Annotated in this window: 16 protein-coding genes; 10 read left to right on the forward strand and 6 right to left on the reverse strand. The window is 67.6% G+C overall.

Translation table 11 applies throughout. The features are described from left to right. Window positions 1-5 precede the first annotated feature (5 nt). Window positions 6-2,879: an aminotransferase class III-fold pyridoxal phosphate-dependent enzyme gene (locus FDA38_RS28135; protein ID WP_170989900.1), complete on the reverse strand. Its 2,874-nt coding sequence runs from the start codon at window positions 2,877-2,879 to the stop codon at window positions 6-8. A gap of 101 nt (window positions 2,880-2,980) precedes the next feature. Here FDA38_RS28135 and FDA38_RS28140 point away from each other — a divergent pair, with 101 nt between their 5' ends. After that, window positions 2,981-3,682: a GntR family transcriptional regulator gene (locus tag FDA38_RS28140; RefSeq protein ID WP_170989901.1), complete on the forward strand. Its 702-nt coding sequence runs from the start codon at window positions 2,981-2,983 to the stop codon at window positions 3,680-3,682. 208 nt (window positions 3,683-3,890) lie between these two features. On the opposite strand, the gene FDA38_RS28145 is transcribed toward FDA38_RS28140, so the two are convergent. After that, complete coding sequence (locus tag FDA38_RS28145) at window positions 3,891-5,579, reverse strand: amidohydrolase (RefSeq protein ID WP_137257152.1); 1,689 nt, start codon at window positions 5,577-5,579, stop codon at window positions 3,891-3,893. A 124-nt stretch (window positions 5,580-5,703) separates the two neighbouring features. On the opposite strand from FDA38_RS28145, the gene FDA38_RS28150 reads away from it, so the two are divergent. From FDA38_RS28150 to FDA38_RS28180, 7 genes are read left to right on the forward strand one after another with little or no spacing between them, the layout of a single operon-like run. Continuing rightward, window positions 5,704-6,822, forward strand: a complete 1,119-nt coding sequence (locus tag FDA38_RS28150) for a C45 family autoproteolytic acyltransferase/hydolase (protein ID WP_202877864.1) — start codon at window positions 5,704-5,706, stop codon at window positions 6,820-6,822. Then, window positions 6,819-7,679 (forward strand): alpha/beta hydrolase family protein, encoded by an 861-nt coding sequence (locus FDA38_RS28155; RefSeq protein WP_137257154.1) that lies wholly within the window; start codon window positions 6,819-6,821, stop codon window positions 7,677-7,679. The genes FDA38_RS28150 and FDA38_RS28155 overlap by 4 nt, the downstream gene beginning before the upstream one ends. 5 nt (window positions 7,680-7,684) lie before the next feature. Beyond that, the gene (locus tag FDA38_RS28160; protein WP_137257155.1) at window positions 7,685-8,704 is read left to right on the forward strand and encodes an ABC transporter substrate-binding protein; all 1,020 of its coding nucleotides are present in this window, start codon (window positions 7,685-7,687) and stop codon (window positions 8,702-8,704) included. 1 nt (window position 8,705) lies between these two features. Further along, window positions 8,706-9,758 (forward strand): FecCD family ABC transporter permease, encoded by a 1,053-nt coding sequence (locus FDA38_RS28165; protein ID WP_137257156.1) that lies wholly within the window; start codon window positions 8,706-8,708, stop codon window positions 9,756-9,758. Continuing rightward, window positions 9,755-10,780, forward strand: a complete 1,026-nt coding sequence (locus FDA38_RS28170; RefSeq protein WP_202877865.1) for a FecCD family ABC transporter permease — start codon at window positions 9,755-9,757, stop codon at window positions 10,778-10,780. Before FDA38_RS28165 ends, FDA38_RS28170 begins: the two co-directional genes overlap by 4 nt. 10 nt (window positions 10,781-10,790) lie before the next feature. After that, window positions 10,791-11,606 (forward strand): ABC transporter ATP-binding protein, encoded by an 816-nt coding sequence (locus FDA38_RS28175; RefSeq protein WP_137257157.1) that lies wholly within the window; start codon window positions 10,791-10,793, stop codon window positions 11,604-11,606. Window positions 11,607-11,626: 20 nt separating this feature from the next. Then, complete coding sequence (locus FDA38_RS28180) at window positions 11,627-12,391, forward strand: GAF and ANTAR domain-containing protein (RefSeq protein ID WP_137257158.1); 765 nt, start codon at window positions 11,627-11,629, stop codon at window positions 12,389-12,391. Between the two features lie 9 nt (window positions 12,392-12,400). Here FDA38_RS28180 and FDA38_RS28185 read toward each other — a convergent pair whose 3' ends face one another. Continuing rightward, window positions 12,401-13,096 carry a hypothetical protein gene (locus tag FDA38_RS28185; protein ID WP_137257159.1) on the reverse strand — a complete coding sequence of 232 codons (696 nt, stop codon included), beginning with the start codon at window positions 13,094-13,096 and terminating at the stop codon, window positions 12,401-12,403. 98 nt (window positions 13,097-13,194) lie between these two features. Here FDA38_RS28185 and FDA38_RS28190 point away from each other — a divergent pair, with 98 nt between their 5' ends. Next, the gene (locus FDA38_RS28190; protein ID WP_233714968.1) at window positions 13,195-14,109 is read left to right on the forward strand and encodes a hypothetical protein; all 915 of its coding nucleotides are present in this window, start codon (window positions 13,195-13,197) and stop codon (window positions 14,107-14,109) included. Between the two features lies 1 nt (window position 14,110). Here the strand turns inward: FDA38_RS28190 and FDA38_RS28195 are convergent, their stop codons facing one another. The 3 genes from FDA38_RS28195 to FDA38_RS28205 are packed head-to-tail and all read right to left on the reverse strand — an operon-like array spanning window position 14,111 to window position 16,117. Next, entirely contained in the window at window positions 14,111-14,461 is a 351-nt protein-coding gene (locus FDA38_RS28195; protein WP_137257160.1) for a hypothetical protein, read from the reverse strand. Beyond that, window positions 14,458-15,831: a DUF4331 domain-containing protein gene (locus FDA38_RS28200; protein ID WP_137257161.1), complete on the reverse strand. Its 1,374-nt coding sequence runs from the start codon at window positions 15,829-15,831 to the stop codon at window positions 14,458-14,460. The genes FDA38_RS28195 and FDA38_RS28200 overlap by 4 nt, the downstream gene beginning before the upstream one ends. Before the next feature lie 13 nt (window positions 15,832-15,844). Then, window positions 15,845-16,117, reverse strand: coding sequence for a twin-arginine translocation signal domain-containing protein (locus FDA38_RS28205; protein WP_137257162.1), 273 nt, complete (start codon window positions 16,115-16,117; stop codon window positions 15,845-15,847). 174 nt (window positions 16,118-16,291) lie between these two features. Between FDA38_RS28205 and FDA38_RS28210 the strand changes: the two genes are divergently transcribed. After that, window positions 16,292-18,046, forward strand: a complete 1,755-nt coding sequence (locus tag FDA38_RS28210; protein WP_137257163.1) for a cytochrome c biogenesis protein CcdA — start codon at window positions 16,292-16,294, stop codon at window positions 18,044-18,046. Window positions 18,047-18,057: the final 11 nt, after the last annotated feature.

The following is an 18,057-nucleotide window of genomic DNA, read 5'->3' on the forward strand; positions in this document are numbered from 1 at the left end:
CCCGCTCACCAGTCCCGGGTCAGTACCTCGTCCAGAACCTCGGTGAACAGTTCGGCGTCGGCCGGCGTGAACGCGAGCGGCGGCTTGATCTTCAGCACGTTCTCGGCCGCGCCGGTCGGATAGACCAGCATTCCCTCGTCCTTCATCAGCTCGCTGATCAGCAGCGCCTCCTGCGGCGCAGGTTCCTTGCCGGCCCGATCACGGACGAGCTCGATACCGAGGTACATGCCGTGGGCGCGTACGTCGCCGATCAGTGCGTGCCGGCCGGCGAGCTCGTCGAGCCGGTCCTTGAGCACCCGCCCGGTCCCGGCCGCGTGCGCCTGCAGGCCTTGCTCGGCGATCTCGTCGAGTACGGCGGTCCCGATCGCGCAGGAGACCGGATTGCCGCCGAAGGTGTTGAAGTACCGCATGCCGGTGTCGAAGGCGTCGGCGATCTCCCGGGTGGTGACCACGGCCGCCATCGGATGCCCGTTGCCGATCGGCTTGCCCATCGTGACGATGTCCGGGACAACGCCCTGGCTCTCGAATCCCCAGAACACGTCGCCGAACCGGCCGAAGCCGACCTGGACCTCGTCGGCGATGCAGAGTGCGCCGGCCGCCCGGGCTGCGGCGTGGGCCTTTGCGAGATAGCCGTCGGGGTAGAAGATGCTGCCCGCCGTGCCCATCGCCGATTCCGCGATGAAGGCGGCCGGCGGCGTACCTCGTTGGCTGAGTCGATCGACTTGCCGCTGGACGTCGGCGGCGTACTTGCTGCCCGCGTCGGGATCGTCGTACCCGAAGGGGCCGCGGTAGCGGTTGGGTTGCTGCACCTCGTGGGTGGTCGGATCGGGGCCGGTGCCGCCGGGGCCTTTGTAGCGGTTCGGGCTGAGGCCGGTGAGGACGGAGGTGTTGCCGTGGTAGGCGCCGTCGACCACGAGTACGTCGGAGCGTCCGGTGACGGTGCGTGCGATCCGGACCGCCAGGTCGTTGGCCTCGCTGCCGCTGCAGACGAGGAAGACGACCTCGAGGGGATCGGGCAGGAGCGCGGTCAGGCGTTCGGCGTACTCGGCGATGCCTCGGTAGAGGAACCGGCTGTTCGTGTTGAGCTGCCGCAGTTGTGCGGTCGCGGCCTCGACGACGCGGGGATTGGTGTGGCCGACGTGGCTGACGTTGTTCATCACGTCGAGGTAGCCGCGGCCGAATTCGTCGTACAGCCAGGCGCCGCGGCCGCCGACGAGCTGCATCGGCCGGTCGTAGTACGAGCGTTGCGACCGGGCGAACCGGACGTTTCTGGTTGCGAGGACCTTGTCGGCGGTCCAGTCGGTGGCGTTGGGCGGGGCGTCCAGTCCGAGGAACTCGGACGGGTCGGGTGAGACGATCGCCCACGCGGCGGCCTCGGAGGGTGGGATCGACTGCCTGCCCGCGCGAGCTGTCTCGAGGGAACGGAAGACCGCCACGCGGAGGGTGGACTGTGCGACACCGATCGGGTCACCTGCGTCCGCCGAGTTGCCCGTCGACAGTGATGAGTCGAGCCCGGTCCAGCGGGACCAGATGGTCTCCGGGCCCTCGTGCCGCAGGATCAGGTACGCCGTGCCGCACTCCTCGACCATGGCCGCCCGCGGGGCGACGACCTCGAACGGCTTCGGCGACGCAATCTCCACGCCGAGCCTGAGCGTTGCCGTCTCACCGGACTGCGTGGTTCGCCGTGCGACGGTGCCAACATCGGCCTGCAGGTGATGGCCCAGTCGGGCGTGGTGGTCGCCGGTCGCGTCTTCGTGCGCGGGCTCGAACGGCGCGAGGTCGAGGCCGGGCACGGCCAGGCGGGCGCCGGCGGCTGGTAGCGGCCGCGCCGGTTCGATCGCGGCACCGGCGGCCTCGCGAACCACGAGTTCGCCGACTTCCGGCGGGGTGGTCGCGAGGAGGGCGATCGCCGGCCAGGTGTACTTCATCCGCTCGTGGCCGTACGACGTGCCGGTCTCTGCGCACCGCTTGGTCCAGGTGACGGCGTTGACGCACAGCCTGGCGGCGGCGAGCGGGTACAGCACGGCGAGTTCGTCCTCGGTGAGGTCCAGCTCGGCGGCGTACCCGCGGATCACGGCTGCTGCGGCGGTGAGCGGATTCGGCTTGCGCAGCATGGAGTAGGCGACCGCGACGGCCAGCTCGCCGATCCGCGCGGTGTGCAGCGCGTCGGCGAAGTCCAGTACGGCGTGTATGTGGTGGCGGCCGTTCGCGTCAGGGCGGGCGAGGACGTTGAAGTCGTTGAGGTCCTGGTGGACGACGGACCTGGGCAGCCCGGCGCCGTGGCTGTCGATCGCTTGGTCGAACCAACCGACGATCCGTCGTACCTGCCCCTGCCGCGTCGGGTCGTCGATCGCGTCGATGCCTTCGGCAATCGCCTGCGCAGATCGCAGAATGTCCCAGAATTGAGTTGTTGCCCCGGGCATCGCGGGGGCCGGCGCGAGCGCCTGGACCATCCGGGCGGCGGTCCGGCCGAGTTCGCCGAGGAGTTGGGGGGAATGGCTGTTCAACTCGGACAAGGTCCGGCCGGGCAGCCATCGCTGGACCGTGACGATCCGGCGCGATCCGTCGCGGTCGATCGGGACGGCGGTGTCTCCGTTGCGCGCGGCGATCGCGGTCGTGACTTCCACCGGTTCCAGGGCGCCGGCGGCGAGCGCCTGCAGTGAATGCCGCCAGCGGATCTCGTCGGCATCGGCTCCCGGCGCCGAGACCTTGACGACGACACGGGATCCGTCGGAGAGATCGACGGCCACGTTCTGATCGACCTCGCCGCCCAACGGGGACTGTGCGACTGCCCGGAGACCGAACTCCTGGGCGAGGATTTCAGCGATGCTCGCCTGGTTCCACTGCTCCACGGGCGAACTGGACTCGAGAATGCTCATTACACCCCACAGGATTGGTGAACAATGCACCAATGCTACCATGGTCGCAGAGCGCGATAGAGTGCGCTGGGAGCTTCACGCAGGGTGAGAGAGGGGGCCGCATGCCGGTCGAGGGACGGGTCTCGGCGCTGAATCGCGGGACGACGGCCGAGGAAGTCGCGACGCTGCTGCGCGAGACGATCATGGACGGCCGGCTGAAGCCGGGCGAGCAGCTGCGGGAGGAAGGGCTGTCGGCCCAGTTCGACGTCTCCCGCCGTACGATCCGGGACGCGCTCGGCATCCTGGCGCGGGAGCGGATCGTGCGGCACTACCGGCACAAGGGCTCCCGGGTCGTGCTGTTCACCGAGGAGGACATCCGCGACCTGTACCGCGTCCGGACGACGCTGGAGGGCAGCGCCGCCGCGCGGGCGGCCACGCTCACCGATGCACAACTGCGGCAGCTGAGCGAGGCTTTCGATCGGCTCGCCGAGGCAACCGACTCGGGCCAGGCCCAGGCGATCGTGCAGCGGGATCTGGAGTTCCACCAGGCCGTGGTCGGCCTGATCGGCAGCACCCGCGTCGACGACTTCTTCGCCGGCATCGCGGTCGAGATGCGCTTCGCACTGTCGATCCTGGAGACCACCTACCAGGAGTCCACCCACCGCCCCGCCGAGGCCCTCGCCGAACACCGCGCCATCCTCGAGGCCTTCCTACACCGCGACACCCCCGAAGCCGCCCGCCTCGTCCAAGAACACGCCGACTCCAACGAACGCCTCCTGGTAGAAGTAGTAGCCTCCACCGACATAACAGCCCTCGCCCGCTAACCGTCGTACCCCGCCTTCAGTTGGTGGGGTGGACCTGGCGGCCTCCGAGGGTTGATGGGGTGGATCTGGCGGCCGCCGAGGTAGGTGCGCTCGGCGCGCGCGGAGTAGGACCTCGGGGCCGCCGCTCCGCGTAACTCTCGCGCGCGGCACGGGCGCGGAGCGGGAGCTTGGGGCCACTCCCCCGCTGTCCCGCTCCACCTCGCCGACGTCAGTCGGCTGTGTGGACGAGGCGGCCTGCGAGGTACGTGCGGTCGACGCGGGCGCGGAGTAGGACTTCTGGGGGGCCGGTGCGGATGTTTTCGGTGAGGATTATGAAGTCGGCCAGTTTGCCGGGGGTGATGGTGCCCTTTACGTCCTCCTCGTGGGAGGAGTAAGCGGGGTTGGCGGTGTAGGCGAGGAGGGCCTCGTCGATGGTGATTGCCTGGTCGGGGTGGAACGGCTCGCCGTCCGCCGCATCGCAGGCGGTGCGGGTGATGGCGGCGTACATGTTGCGGAGCGGATCGATCTCGGCGACGTGGGACTTGTTGAACGCGCCGGGGAGGTCCGAGACGAGGTTGACTGTGATGTCGCTGTCGATCATCCGGCGCCAGGCGAACGCATTCGCCGAGCGGGCGGCGCCGAGCGCCGCGTCGAGGTTCGTGGAGTAGAGCAGAAGCTGGTCCGACGTCACGTCGGCGACCAGCCCCAGCTTGCCGGCGCGCGCGAAATCACCGGCCGCTAGATGCCACGCATGGATGAGCCGATGCCGCCGGTCCCGCGGTCCGTTCAACAGCGCCGCCCGCTCGAACGCGTCGATCGCGATCCGGCACCCACGATCACCCTGCACATGTACGCCGATGTCGAATCCAGCCGCATCCCCCGCCAGCACCAGCTCGGCCAACCGTTCCTCCCCGACGAAGCGGTACGACCAGCCGTCGGTCAGCCCGGTGCCCGGCGCATCAGCGGGATCGAACGGCGGCAACATCGCACCGCTGTCGACGAAGATCTTGAGCGCCCCGAACCGCAGCCAATCGTCCCCCGTCTTCGGTGTAACGCCGTGACCAGCCAACCGATCATGCGTGTCGAGCGGGAGGAACGCATAAACCCGCACCGACAGCTCGCCGCGGTCCGCAAGCGTCTGGAAGATCTGCGCGTTCGAGAAACTCCGCTCGAGAAACACCGGCGGGATCGTCTCCTCGGTCACCGACGGCAGCCGCGCGATGTCATGGATCGAGGTGATCCCGACCGCGTTCAATCGCGCCATCACCCCACGAGCACCAATCAGCTTCTGCTCGAGCGACATCGGCGTAACCAGTCGGTGCACGAACTCGCCGGCCTGCCCGTACAGCATCCCGGTGAGCTCTCCCCCCGCATCCCGGCCGAACCTGCCGCCACGCGGATCCGGCGTACCGCGGTCAATGTTCGCGACCCCCAGCGCCTTCGAATTGGCAAAGTACTGGTGATCTGCCCGGCGGATCAGCAGCGGATTGTCCGGCGTCAGCGCATCAATCGCGGCCAGATCCGGCTCGAGCAGCGTGACCTCGTCCTCGCGAGTGGACGCGAAGTCCCCGAGGTCTCCCCCGGTGATCCACACCCCAGGCGTCAGTCGCGCGGCCGTGGCCGCTACGCGTTCCTCGAGCCGGGCCTGGTCGTTGACGTCGGTCAGCGCGACCTGGAAGTGCCAGTCGACGGCGTTCTCGAAATGCGTATGCGCATCGTTGAACCCCGGGCACACCATCCGCCCGGCCAGGTCGAGCACCTCGGTGCCCTCGCCCGCCAGGGACAGGATCTCGGCGTCCTCGCCGACTTGGACGATCCGGTCCCCCGCGACGGCGAAGGCGGACGCGAGCGGGCGGTTCGGATCGGCTGTCCAGACGGTTCCGCCGTACACGATCAGGTCCAGCGATGGGGTGGTCATCGGGTGGGCTCCTCACCTGGATTGCAGGTCGGTTGTCCGTAAGGTCTGGACAGACCGTAATAGTCGTTACAGTATTGCGTCAATGTTCCCTTCCTGACCAAGACTGTTCACCCGAGGAGAGCGTGTGCCGAGTCTCCGAGTCATCGAGATAGCCAGCCCGTCGGCCCTGGAACGCGGCCGGCAGTACGGGACTGCCGCGGCGGAGCTGATCGCCGACGCGATCGCCTACTACCGGGAGGCCTTCGCGTACCAGGCCGGTCTGACCTGGGACCAGGCGCTCGATCACACCCGTCCGTGGCAGCGCCTCGTCGAGCGGGACCACCCCGAGTTGCTGGCCGAGATGGCCGGGATCGCCGAAGGCGCCGGTGTCACGCTGCCGGAGGTCCTCGCCCTGAACTGCCGCGGCGAGATCATCTACGACAACTGGTTCCCGGACTCCCCCGCCGACGGCTGTACGTCGTTCTCCCTGATCGACGGCGCCGCGGGCGACGGCCACGTGTACGCCGGCCAGAACTGGGACTGGCGCGAAGCGGTCCGCGGCACCGTCGTGATCCTCCGCGTCGTGCAGCCGCCGAAGCCGACGCTGATCATGCAGGTCGAGGCCGGGCAGATCGGCCGCCACGGCGCGAACTCCGCCGGCCTCGCACTGAACGCGAACGGGCTGGGCGGACGGTTCGACGACTCGGCCGGGATGCCGCAGACGTTCATCCGCCGCGCGGTCCTCGACGCGGCGAACATCGCCGACGCGGTCAAGATCCTCACCTCGACCACCGCCCACATCCCGAGCAACGCGCTCCTCACCCACCGGGACGGCTTCTCGATCGACATCGAGACCACGCCGGGCGGCCACGGCTGGGAGTACGGCGAGAACGGACTGCTTGTGCACGGCAACCATTACCAGGTGCTCAGCCCACGGGAGGTCGGCAGCTCCGGCCGGCTGATCTCACCCGACTCGCTGATCCGCGTACCGCGCGCCCGCCGCGGGCTGGTGAAGGCCGCCGAAGCGACCACGCCCGACGACGTCCGGAACACCGTCCACACAGCGATGTCGGACCACCTCGGCCACCCGGACTCGCTCTGCGCGCACCCGGACGAGCGTCTTCCCGCCGTCGAGCAATGGTCCACAACCTTGTCCAGCTGCGTCGACCTCACCACCGGCGAGTACTACGTGGCCGCGGGACCGCCGTGCGAGAACAAGTACGAACTCGTCCCGTTCAACCTGTACAACGAGGTGCGCCCATGATCGCGGGGACCTCCGCCCACTTCGCGTGCGGCAAGACGCCGATCTTCGCCTCGCAGTACGACCAGCGACTCGGCTACTGCCTCTACGTGCCGGAGAACCTGCGCACCGACCGGGCCCCGCTGCTCGTCATGCAGCACGGCACCGAGCGCAACGCGTCGTTGTACCGCGACCACATGGCGGAGTTCGCCGACGAGCACCAGGTCGTCGTACTCGCGCCGCTCTTCCCGGCCGGGATCATCGATCCGGAGGATCTGCACAACTTCAAGTTCATCGAGTACCAAGGCATCCGGTACGACCAGGCGTTGCTCGCGATGGTCGACGAAGTCAGCCGCCGGTACCCGGTCGACCCGGATGTCTTTTATCTGCACGGCTTCTCCGGCGGCGGCCAGTTCGCGCACCGCTTCCTCTATCTGCATCCCGATCGGCTCGCCGGAGTCTCGATCGGCGCTCCCGGCCGGATCACCCAACTCGACGACAGCCTGCCGTGGTGGCTCGGTACGAAGGATCTCGAGCAGCGCTTCGGCCGTGCCGTCGACCTAGAGTCCCTGCGCCGGGTGCCGATCCTGATGGTTGTCGGCGACAACGACGTCGAGACCTGGGAGATCGACAACCCCGGCGAGGCTAACTGGATGGACGGCGTCGAGAAGACCGGCAGCACCCGGATCGAACGCCTGCGCACACTCGAGCGCGACTTCCTTGCCCAGGGCATCGATGTCCGGTTCGAGCTGGTCCCCGGAGTCGCCCACCGCGGCTCATTGATCCTCCCGGCCGTCCGGGACTTCTTCGCCGGACTGCTGCGGTCCCGGCCCGAGATTCACCGCCCCACCCCTGTAACGCATCTTCGACACCAGGAGTGATTGCCATGTCCAACACCGCTTCGAGGCTGCGGCGGTCGATCGCCCTCCTCACCTTGACCGTCGCGGCGGTCGGCCTGGCCGGGTGCAACACGTCCGGGTCGCCGGCCACCGGCGGCGCACCGAACGCCAACCGGGCCGCGGCCGCACAGGGGATCAGTTCGGACGTCAATCTCGAGCAGTGCGGCAAGACGACCAGGACGATCAAGCACGACCTCGGTACGACGACTGTCACCGGCGACCCGAAGCGGGTCGTCGCGCTCGAGTTCTCGTTCGTCGACGCGCTGGTCGCGGTCGGGATGGCACCGGTCGGGGTCGCCGACGACGACAAGCCGGAACGGATCATCCCCGGTCTGAAGGAGAAGGTCGGCAACTACAAGTCGGTCGGTCTACGCGCGACCCCGAACATCCAGGTGCTGACCGCGCTCAAACCGGACCTGATCCTGGCCGACAGCGGCCGGCACAAGGCGATCTACGCCCAGCTGTCGAAGATCGCTCCGACCGTGGCCTACGCCAGCCTGAACGGCAACTACCAGCAGGTGCTCGACAGCGAGATGTCGACCGCGATCGCCTTGAACAAGTGCGACCAGATGAAGACCCGGCTGGCCGAGCACGACAAGATCCTGACCGATCTGAAGGCCAAGGCGAAGTCCGGTGAGACGCGCAAGGCGTTGTTCGCGGTGTCGTCCGACAAGGAGTTCACCGGGTTCCCGCCGAAGGCCTACACCCCCGGCGTACTGGCCCTGCTCGGGATCAAGTCCCCGCTGGCCGACGACAGCGGCGACGCGACGGTCTCGCTCACGCTGGAGACCGTGGTCAGCACCAAGCCCGACATCATGTTCATCGCCGGTCAGAACGGCGACACCCTGGCCGACACGTGGGAGAAAAGTCCACTCTGGAAGCAGATTCCGGCGGTCAAGGACAACGCGACGTACAAGGTCGACCAGAACGTCTGGTCCCGCTCGCGCGGTCTGGTCGCCTCGGAGATGATCGCCCAGGAAGCGGTCAAGAACCTCTACGGGAGCTGACATGGTCCAGACAGAGGTCGCGCCTCTACCCACCGACCACCGGCGCCCGAAGATCGTCACCAGCAAGCAGCGGGTCACCTGGGTGGCCCTGGTCCTGCTGGCCCTGCTGGTGATCGGCGTCGTCTGGGGTCTGTCGATCGGCAGTCAGCACATCTCGCTGTCGCGGTTGCCCGGAGCAATCTTCAAGGCCGATGATTCGGACGAGTTGATCCTCCAGTCGATCCGGATGCCGCGAGTCGTGCTGGGCTTGCTGGTCGGTGCCGCACTGGCGGTCGCGGGCGCGCTGATGCAGGCGGTTGCCGCCAACCCGCTGGCGGCGCCGGAGATCATGGGCGTCAACGCAGGTGCGGTGTTCGTGGTGGTGCTCGCGGTGACCGTCGTACCGTCGCTGTCCGGCGCGCCCACGATTCTCCTGGCGTTCGGCGGCGCCGCCGTGGCAGGCGTGTCGGTGATGCTGCTGGCAGGGTCAGGGCGCGGGCGGGTGAGTCCGGTCCGGTTGGCCCTGGCCGGCGTCACGGCGAGCAGTCTGCTGATCTCGCTCACCCAGGTGCTGATCATCTTCGACGAGAACTCCGCGGACAGCGTGCTGTTCTGGCTCGTCGGCGGCGTGAACTTCGCCGGCTGGGGCGACATCCGCAACCTGCTCCCCTGGCTCGCCATCGGGCTGGTCGGCGCGTTCTCGATGTCCCGCTCGCTCAACCTGCTCGCTCTCGGCGACGACATGGCGCGCGGCCTCGGTCAGAACGTCGAACGGACCCGCCTGCTCGGTTCGGCGTTCGTCGTGGTGCTGTGCGGTTCGGCCGTCTCCGTTGCCGGTCCGGTCGCGTTCATCGGCCTGATCGTGCCGCACATCATCCGACGGCTGGCCGGCTCCAACTACACCGTGCTGCTCCCCCTGTGCGCGGCCGCCGGGAGTGTCCTCGTCCTGTACGCCGACATCCTGTCCCGCTACGTCAAACCGCCGTACGAGGTCCCGGCCGGCGTGGTGACCGCACTCATCGGTGCACCGATCTTCGTGTACTTGGCCCGTCGACAGAAGGTGACTTCATCGTGAGTACTGCGATCGTCGCGCAGCACGTCCGGCGGACGACGCTGGCCCAGCGGTATCCGCATGTCCTGATGGGATCGCTCGGCGTGCTGGCCGTCGTGCTCAGCTTCTACAGCCTCAGCGTCGGCGCCACCGACGTGTCGATGCACGACGTGTTCAACGCCCTCACCGGCAACACCAGCGATCAGGCCGCGCAGATCGTGGTCGACTTCGAGTTGCCGCGAGTGATTCTCGCCTGGCTGGTCGGCATCGCGCTGGCTGTCTCCGGTGGGGTGATGCAGGGCGTCATCCGTAACCCGCTGGCCGCTCCCGATGTCGTTGGTGTGACCAAGGGTGCCGGGTTCGCGGGCATGCTGTTGCTGCTCGCGATCCCGGGCGTTCCGGTGCTGGCCGTCGTACCGGCGGCCTTCCTCGGTGGGCTGCTCGCCGCGGCGCTGGTGTACCTGCTGGCGTACCGGCGTGGCGCGACGCCGGTACGGATAGCGCTTGTCGGTGTCGCGGTGAGCGCGGCGTTCGAGGCGGGCATCCGGTTCCTGCTGGTTCGGAATCCGCTCGATGTCAGTGCGGCGCTGATCTGGCTGACCGGCAGTCTGTTCGGCCGGTCGATGAGCTCGGTGTACGAGATTCTCCCGTGGGTCGTGGTGCTGGTGCCGTTGGTGCTGATCTGGGCCCGGAAGCTCGACGTACTCGGACTCGGCGACGACCTGGCCGCCGGACTCGGCGAGCCGGTCGAGAAGACCCGGCGGCTACTGCTGCTGTTCGCGGTCGCACTTGCCTCGTCGGCCGTCGCAGTGTCCGGGACCATCGGGTTCATCGGGTTGATCGCGCCGCACATGGCCCGCCGCGTCTTCGGCGGCCGGCACCTCGCGTCGCTGCCGTCGGCCGCGCTGTTCGGCGTACTGCTGATGCTGTTCGCCGACATGCTCGGCCGCGGTCTCGCGCCGCCACTCGAGATCCCGGCCGGCCTGGTGACCGCGGTCATCGGCGGTCCGTACTTCCTGTACCTGCTCGTGAAGACCGGAAAGTAGGAGACCCATCATGCGACTGCAGGCACAGGGCGTCCAGCTCGCCTATGACCAGCACGTCATCGCCAAGGATCTGACGCTCACCATTCCCGACGGGAAGGTCAGCGTGCTGATCGGGCCGAACGGTTCGGGCAAGAGTACGGCGCTGCGGGCGCTGGCCCGGCTGCTCCCGCCGTCCAAGGGAAGCGTGATCCTGGACGGCAAGTCGATCCAGGACACGTCGACCAAGGAGGTGGCCCGGCTGCTCGCGATCCTGCCGCAGGTCCTGGTCGCGCCCGAGTCGATCTCGGTCGAGGATCTGGTCTGGTTCGGACGGCACCCGCACCGGGTCTCGCTCAAGGTGCCCAGTGCGGCCGACAAGGAAGCCGTCGAGTGGGCGATGGCGGTGACGCGTACGGCGGAGCTGCGGCACCAGCACGTGGATCAGCTCTCGGGTGGTCAGCGGCAGCGGGTGTGGATCGCGCTGTGCCTCGCGCAGGGTACGGATCTGATCCTCCTCGACGAGCCCACGACGTACCTGGATGTGGCTTATCAGCTCGAAGTACTCGACCTGCTGCACCAGCTGAACCAGGAGCAGGGCAAGACGGTGGCGATGGTGCTGCACGACTTCAACATGGCCGCGGAGTACGCCGACCACGTGTTCGTGATGAAGTCCGGCAAGCTCGTCACCGAGGGCACGCCGGAGGATGTGTTCACCTGCGAGATCATCCGCGACGTGTTCGGGGTCGAGTCGAAGGTCGTCCCGCACCCGGTCAGCGGCAAGCCGATGTGTATCCCGCTCCGGGCCGGTCTGCGGACCCAGCCCCAGGTGGCGGTGGTGAACTGCTGACGCGGTGAGAGTATGGCCGCATGGCGGAGGGGATTCTGGAGCTGGCCCAGGAGTTGGCCGAGATCAGTCGACTGGTCGAGGACGACGATGTCAGTACGACGCTGTCCCGGTTCGTCCGGCGGATGGTGCAGACCGTTCCGGACTGTGACGAGTCGTCGCTCACAGTCCTCGCGAATGGTCAGCCGGAGATCGTGGCGAGGTATCACCGGACCACGGACCCGATCTCGGAACCGCCTCGGGCGGCGCTGGACGCCGAGCTGACCACGAAGAGCGGTCCGGTCTACGACACGCTGATGTACGGCGAGCCGCGCCGGATCGCCGACCTGGCCGTGGACTACCGCTGGCCGGAGTTCGCGGCGGCCGGGATCAACGCCGGGTACCGCAGCTGCCTGTTCCTGCCGCTGCCGGCGGCGAACGACGATGTCGCGACGTTCAGCCTGTTCTCCGGCAAGCCGAACGCGTTCGGCGGCACGTCGTACGACCTCGTCCTGCTGCTCGCGCTGCACGCCGGTGCCGCCTTCGACAACGTGCAGCTGTACAACGACAGCACGCAGCTCGTGTCCCAGCTGCAGTCGGCGCTCGCCAACCGGACCGTGATCGGGCAAGCGCAAGGGATCCTCATGCATCGCTACGATCTCTCCGCCGACACCGCCTTCACCGTGCTCAAACGCGGCTCTCAGGACGGCAACCTGAAGCTCCGCGCCCTGGCCCTCGAGCTCGTCGAAGCCCAGAGCAACGGCACTCTCACCCAGACCCTGACCAACCGCGGCCTGATCTCCGGCTGAATCCGCCGCTCATGAGCCGAGCAGCCCGATCGCGAACGAGACGACCAGGATCGACACCATCAGCGCCGAGACCGATTCGACGGCCATCAACAGCTTGGCCCGAACCGACAGCGGCATGGTGTCGGTGGGGCTGAAGGCCGAGGAGTTGGTGACGGAGACGTACAGGTAGTCGATGAACCCGGGAGCCCAGCCGGACTTGGCCGACGACCGCTGCGCCACTTCGCTGATCGCGTCGTGGTCCTCGTCCTGCGGGAAGCGGAAATCGGCATCGGGCAGTCCCGGTCTCTCGACCCGGAAGCGGGTGACGGGTCCGCCCCGATCGAGTTCCCAATAGGCGAGCGCGAAGACGAGCACGTTCGTCAGCCACACCTGTCCCGCGGCTGCCAGCAACTGTGCGCCCGCGGTCGCCTGGCCCGTCACCAGCGATCGGATCAGCAGCACCAACGCGGTCGTGTTGGACAACGCGATCAGCAGCACGAGGCCGATCGACAACCGCCGCAGCAACCGGTTCTCCTTGCTCATCCGGCGCGGGTTGGCCAGGACCAGCGGGATGAACAACAGCAGCTCCAGCGCCGGGATCACGAACCGCGGGCCGATCTGCAGCGTGCTGGGCAGCACGGCGTACAGCCCGATGGCCACGATCACTCCGATTGCGGCCGGCAGCCGCGGCTCGCCCGAATGGGATTGCTTGGCTTCGTCAGGCACGCGAGACACCCTGCCACAGCCCTTCACAACTTTCCGGCACCCGTTGGTATCGAGGTAGGCAGAAGGCTTACTTCGTACGGCGACCTGAGGGGCTGGCCATGTACGGTCGATTGAGTGCTGCGGCAGCGACTGCACTTCTGCTGACAGGGATCGCTCCAGGAGTCGCGGACGCGGGGACGACGGGTGCCGACGCGGGAGCCTGCCAACTGTTGGTCGGCTCTGTCACGCCGGGCGGTGACCACCCGTCCCTGCGCGTGACCGCCACCTCGCCGCCGACGGTGCTGCTGATGCGTAGCTACCCGGACATCTACCCTGACGGTCAGGTGCGGCTGAGCGGGACCTTTGCGAACGATCCGGACATCACCGGCACCGGCGGGTTGTACTGGGGCAATGTGGTGATCGGCTCGACGATGTACGCCAGCGCGTACTACCTGACCGAGAACAACGAGGTCGACCGGTCCCGGGTCTACCTCAGCAGGGTCGGCGGCGGCTGGGGTGACGCGACCTTCACCGACACGACGAGGTACTGGAACTATCCCGATCCGCCCGTGTTCACCACGCAGTACTCGCTGCGCAGCAACGGCACGATCACGCGGTGGGACGGGAACTGGGGTAACAAGCAGACGGCGACCGGTTTCGCGGCGGTGAAGACGATGGCGCTGATCAGCCAGACCGCGACGTACGACACCTTCCTCGCGAACACCCGCGGCGGCGCGCTCTACACGATCCGGATCCCCCGGACCTCGCCGCTGAAGCCGGTTGTGAAGAAGGTCCGCGACTCGACCTGGCAGGGCTTCGAGGCGCTGATCATCAGCAAGTGCGGCGTGTACGGAACCCTGCTGCTCGGCATCGACAAGGACACCCATTCCGGCTACCTGTACGCCGTTGGTCACGCCAACGGCACCGCTACCGTCATCAAAGGACTCGGCAGGGTGCCGTCGACGTTCGCCGACCCCGTCTACTTCCGGCACGTCCTCCGTCCGGGCGACGACCAGATGCTCTTCGGCGAGTGACTCAGGACGGCCAGGTCGCCTCGGTGACCTCGCCCCCGATGACTTCGACGCTGAGGCGGGCCGGACCGTCCGGAATGACGTGCAGGTTGTAGCGACCTTCCGGTACATCGAAGAAGACCGCGGAGTAGTTCGTCGTACCGTCAGGTGTCGCACGCGGAACGACCGCTATGTGAGGAAAATGCGTGTGCCCGGGGTGGTGCTCGCCGGCCGGGCGGCGTTCGATCTCGGCGTCCTCGAGGTCGGCGGGCAGCGTGAGAACGATCGCGCCGACCCCGTCGCCGATGTCGAGCAGCACCGAGGAACCCTTGCCGGCGTGCGGGTTCTCCTCGGCGTTGGTCAGCGGCCTGCTCATGAGACCGCGGGCATGCCGGGCTTGGAGGAGTAGCCTCCGGCCGGAGTGCCGAGGTAGGGGAACCACTTGAGGTAGTCGGAGTTGGTGTTCGACGTACCGTCCTTGATCGCACCGGCGGCGTCGTCCGGCGTGAAGGCAGGGTCGACGAGCGGGATCGTGAGACCGGCCACGGCGCGCAGTTCGACCGTGACGACGTCGTCGAAGACCCGCCGTCCGTTCGGGAACCCGGCCGCGTCGCCCGCGACCAGTCCGAGCGGGTTCGGCGACTTGGCCGGCGGTACGGCGACGTTCAGCCGCAGCATGTCCGCCTGCACCGGCCCGGTGTAGTTCTGGAACCCGGGCACCACACCCTTCGGGATGCCGGTCAGCAGGATCGCAGCCAGGTCCGCACGCGGTTTCTTGTACGCCGCGAGCCGCGGGAACACCCCGGGGTACAGCACCGGAAGCAGCCCGGCGAGCTCCGGCTTCGTCACGTACCCGGCGAACCGCTTGTCCCCCGACGGGGGCAGGCTGTTCCACTTGTCCTTCTCGGCCATCGGCACGATGACCTCGTTGAACAGCGGGTTGCCCAGCCGCGACACCTGCTTGTACGGGCCGTGCCAGACCGGGACGCCGCCGTCCAGGATCTTGGACTGCTGACGGCTCGCGCTCGCATAGACGCCGATCACGGATTTCGCGTCCAGGACGTCCTTGGGCCGCCGGCCGTCGCGGGTCAGATCGCTGATCGGGACCTGGAGCGCGATCGTGTGGACGTTCGAGCCTTGCAGCCCGTTCACGCCCATCGCCGCGGCCGACGGGATCAGGTGCGCCATCTGGAACGGTCGCAGCGTGCCGAGGTCGAAGATGCTGCCGAGGTCGGCGAAGAACCCGTCGGCGCGCTGGCCGGCGAACACCTTCCGGTTGGTCCCGATCGTGTGGATCGCCTGACCGGCTAGCTTGGCGTAGTTCGGCGTACTGCGGATGCCGACGTTGACCGGCGGCGCGGCCAGGTTGCGGGCCAGGATCCGCGAGCGACCGTGGTCGACGCGGGTGACCGAGTAGAACTGAGGGCGGTTCCAGTTCGGGTCCTTGATCGAGGAGATCGGACCGGTGTTGTACAGGAACGTCTTCTTGTTCCGGATCTCGGCGTGGAAACGGAACTGGTAGCTGATGTCGGCCTGACCGGTTCCGCTGTTGGAGATGTGCAGCTGGTACAGCACGTCGTCGCCGAACTCGTAGAAGTTCGGCCCGCCGTACGGGTTCTGGAACGGGATGAAGTTGGCGATGATCGTGACGGTGTCCGGCTTGTCCGGCGACACGAACGCGTAGACATCGGTGTTGTCCGCGACCGGGTCCTTCGAGATCTCCGGCGCTTCACGATGCGAAGACATGACTCTCCCCTTCTCAGGCCGTCGTCACGCCGGCGAGGCGTGCGGCGAGTTCACGATCGGTGACCAGGACCTCGCGCTCGCCGACCATGATCGCCAGCCGGCCGCTCTTCACGTCCTTGACATGCACCACGAACGAATCGGCGCCGGTGAGATCCTCAGCCGCCAGCTGCGACCCTGCATCCCCGGCTTCGTCGCTGAAGATCTTCGGTACTGCGACGGCCCCGACGGCCGCCGCCGTACCCGCCCCCGCGAAAACCAGAAATCCGCGACGTGTTGCGTCACTCATGACTGCCCCTTCCCTGTCCGTACGGCGTTGAGCACAACCGCAGTCGAACGGTCTTCGGGGCTGGATGGCGTGCGGATGGGTGGCGGCGAGAACTTCCGTCCGAGAGCCATCCGGACGGGGTGCAGGAACGAAGTGCTGATGTCTTGTCAATCACCGAGCATTGGAGCGTTCCCGATGATCACACTGGCCTTCATCGGCTTGGTCGGCGGCCTGATCACCGGGGTCTCTCCCTGCGTGCTGCCGATGCTTCCGATCATCTTCTTCGCCGGCACCGCCGGTAAGACCGAGCCGGCCCGCAAGACCGCGTCTGCGGGCGGCGGTGTCCTCCTGGACGAGCCCGCTGTGAAGAAGGCCCGAGACTTCCGGCCGCTGAAGATCATCGCGGGCATCGTGGTGAGCTTCAGCCTGTTCACGCTGACCGGATCGGTGATCCTGTCGGCGCTCGGACTGCCGGACGACTTCCTCCGCTGGGGCGGACTCACGATCCTGACCCTGGTCGGGCTCGGCCTGATCTTCCCCGCGCTCGGCCACTGGATCGAGAAGCCGTTCTACCGGCTGCCGAAGATCAACCGGAACAACAACGGCGCGTTCGTGCTCGGTCTCGGTCTCGGCACCTTGTACGTCCCGTGCGCCGGCCCGGTCCTCGCCGCGATCACCGTCGCCGGCGCGACCGGCAATGTCGGCTGGCGCACCGTCGTACTGACCGTCTCGTTCGCGTTGGGTGCGGCGCTGCCGCTGCTGATCTTCGCGTCGGCGGGGTCACGGATCTCGCAACGCGTGAAGGCGTACCGCGACCACGCCCGCGGCTTCCGGATCGGCGGCGGGATCGTGATGATCCTGCTCGCGATCGCACTCGCGTTCAACATCACCGATGTCATCCAGCGCTCACTGCCCAGCTACACCAGCGGCCTGGAGAAGAAGGTTGCCGAGAACAAGACGGTCCAAGGTGTCCTTGCACCGGCCCTCGGGCAGGGCGGGCAGGACCTGGCCAAATGCACGCCTGGTGCCGCGGAGCTCGCCTCCTGCGGAGCGGCGCCCGAGTTCACCGGCACGCAGAAGTGGTTCAACACCCCGGGCGGCAAGCCGGCGAGCATCGGCGGGCTCAAGGGCAAGGTCGTCCTGGTCGACTTCTGGGCGTACTCGTGCATCAACTGCCAGCGCGCCACTCCGCACCTGCTCGCCTGGGACAAGGCCTATCGCTCCCTCGGTCTCGAGATCGTCGGCATCCACTCGCCTGAGTTCGCGTTCGAGAAGAGCGCCGGGAACCTGGAGTCCGCGATCCGCAAGGAGGGCATCGCGTATCCCGTTGGCCAGGACAACAATCTGGCGACCTGGACGCAGTACCGCAACCAGTACTGGCCGGCGAAGTACCTGGTCGATGCCGGCGGCACCGTTCGCTCGATCAAGTTCGGCGAGGGCGGATACGGGCAGACCGAGGACCAGATCCGGCAGCTGCTCAAGGACGCGAATCCCGAAGTACAACTGCCGGCTCCGGTCGACGGCACGGTGAAAGCGCCCTCGATCGGCGGTGCAGGGACGACGCCGGAGACGTACCTCGCCTACTCGCGCTCGGCCAACCTGCGCGGCACCGGCAAGCTGACCCCTGGCAAGACAGTTGCCTTCGGCCTCAATTCCGCCCAGTCCGACGACACCTACAGCCTCGGCGGCAACTGGAAGGTCGGCACGCAGAGCGTCACCTCCACCACCGGGTCCAAGGCACGCCTCAACTACAACGCCGCGAAGGTCTACCACGTGCTGTCCGGCCAGGGCACGGTCACGGTCTCCATCCCCGGCGAACCCGACAGAACCATCAAGGTCTCGGGCACACCGAATGCCTACCAGCTGGTCGACAAGCCCGCTCAGGAACGCAAGACCATGACCCTGACCTACAGCCCCGGCATCTCCGCCTTCACCTTCAGCTTCGGCTGATCCACCATCGG

The organism is Kribbella jiaozuonensis, assembly GCF_005233875.1.
In the GTDB taxonomy this organism is placed as follows: Bacteria; Actinomycetota; Actinomycetes; order Propionibacteriales; family Kribbellaceae; genus Kribbella; species Kribbella jiaozuonensis.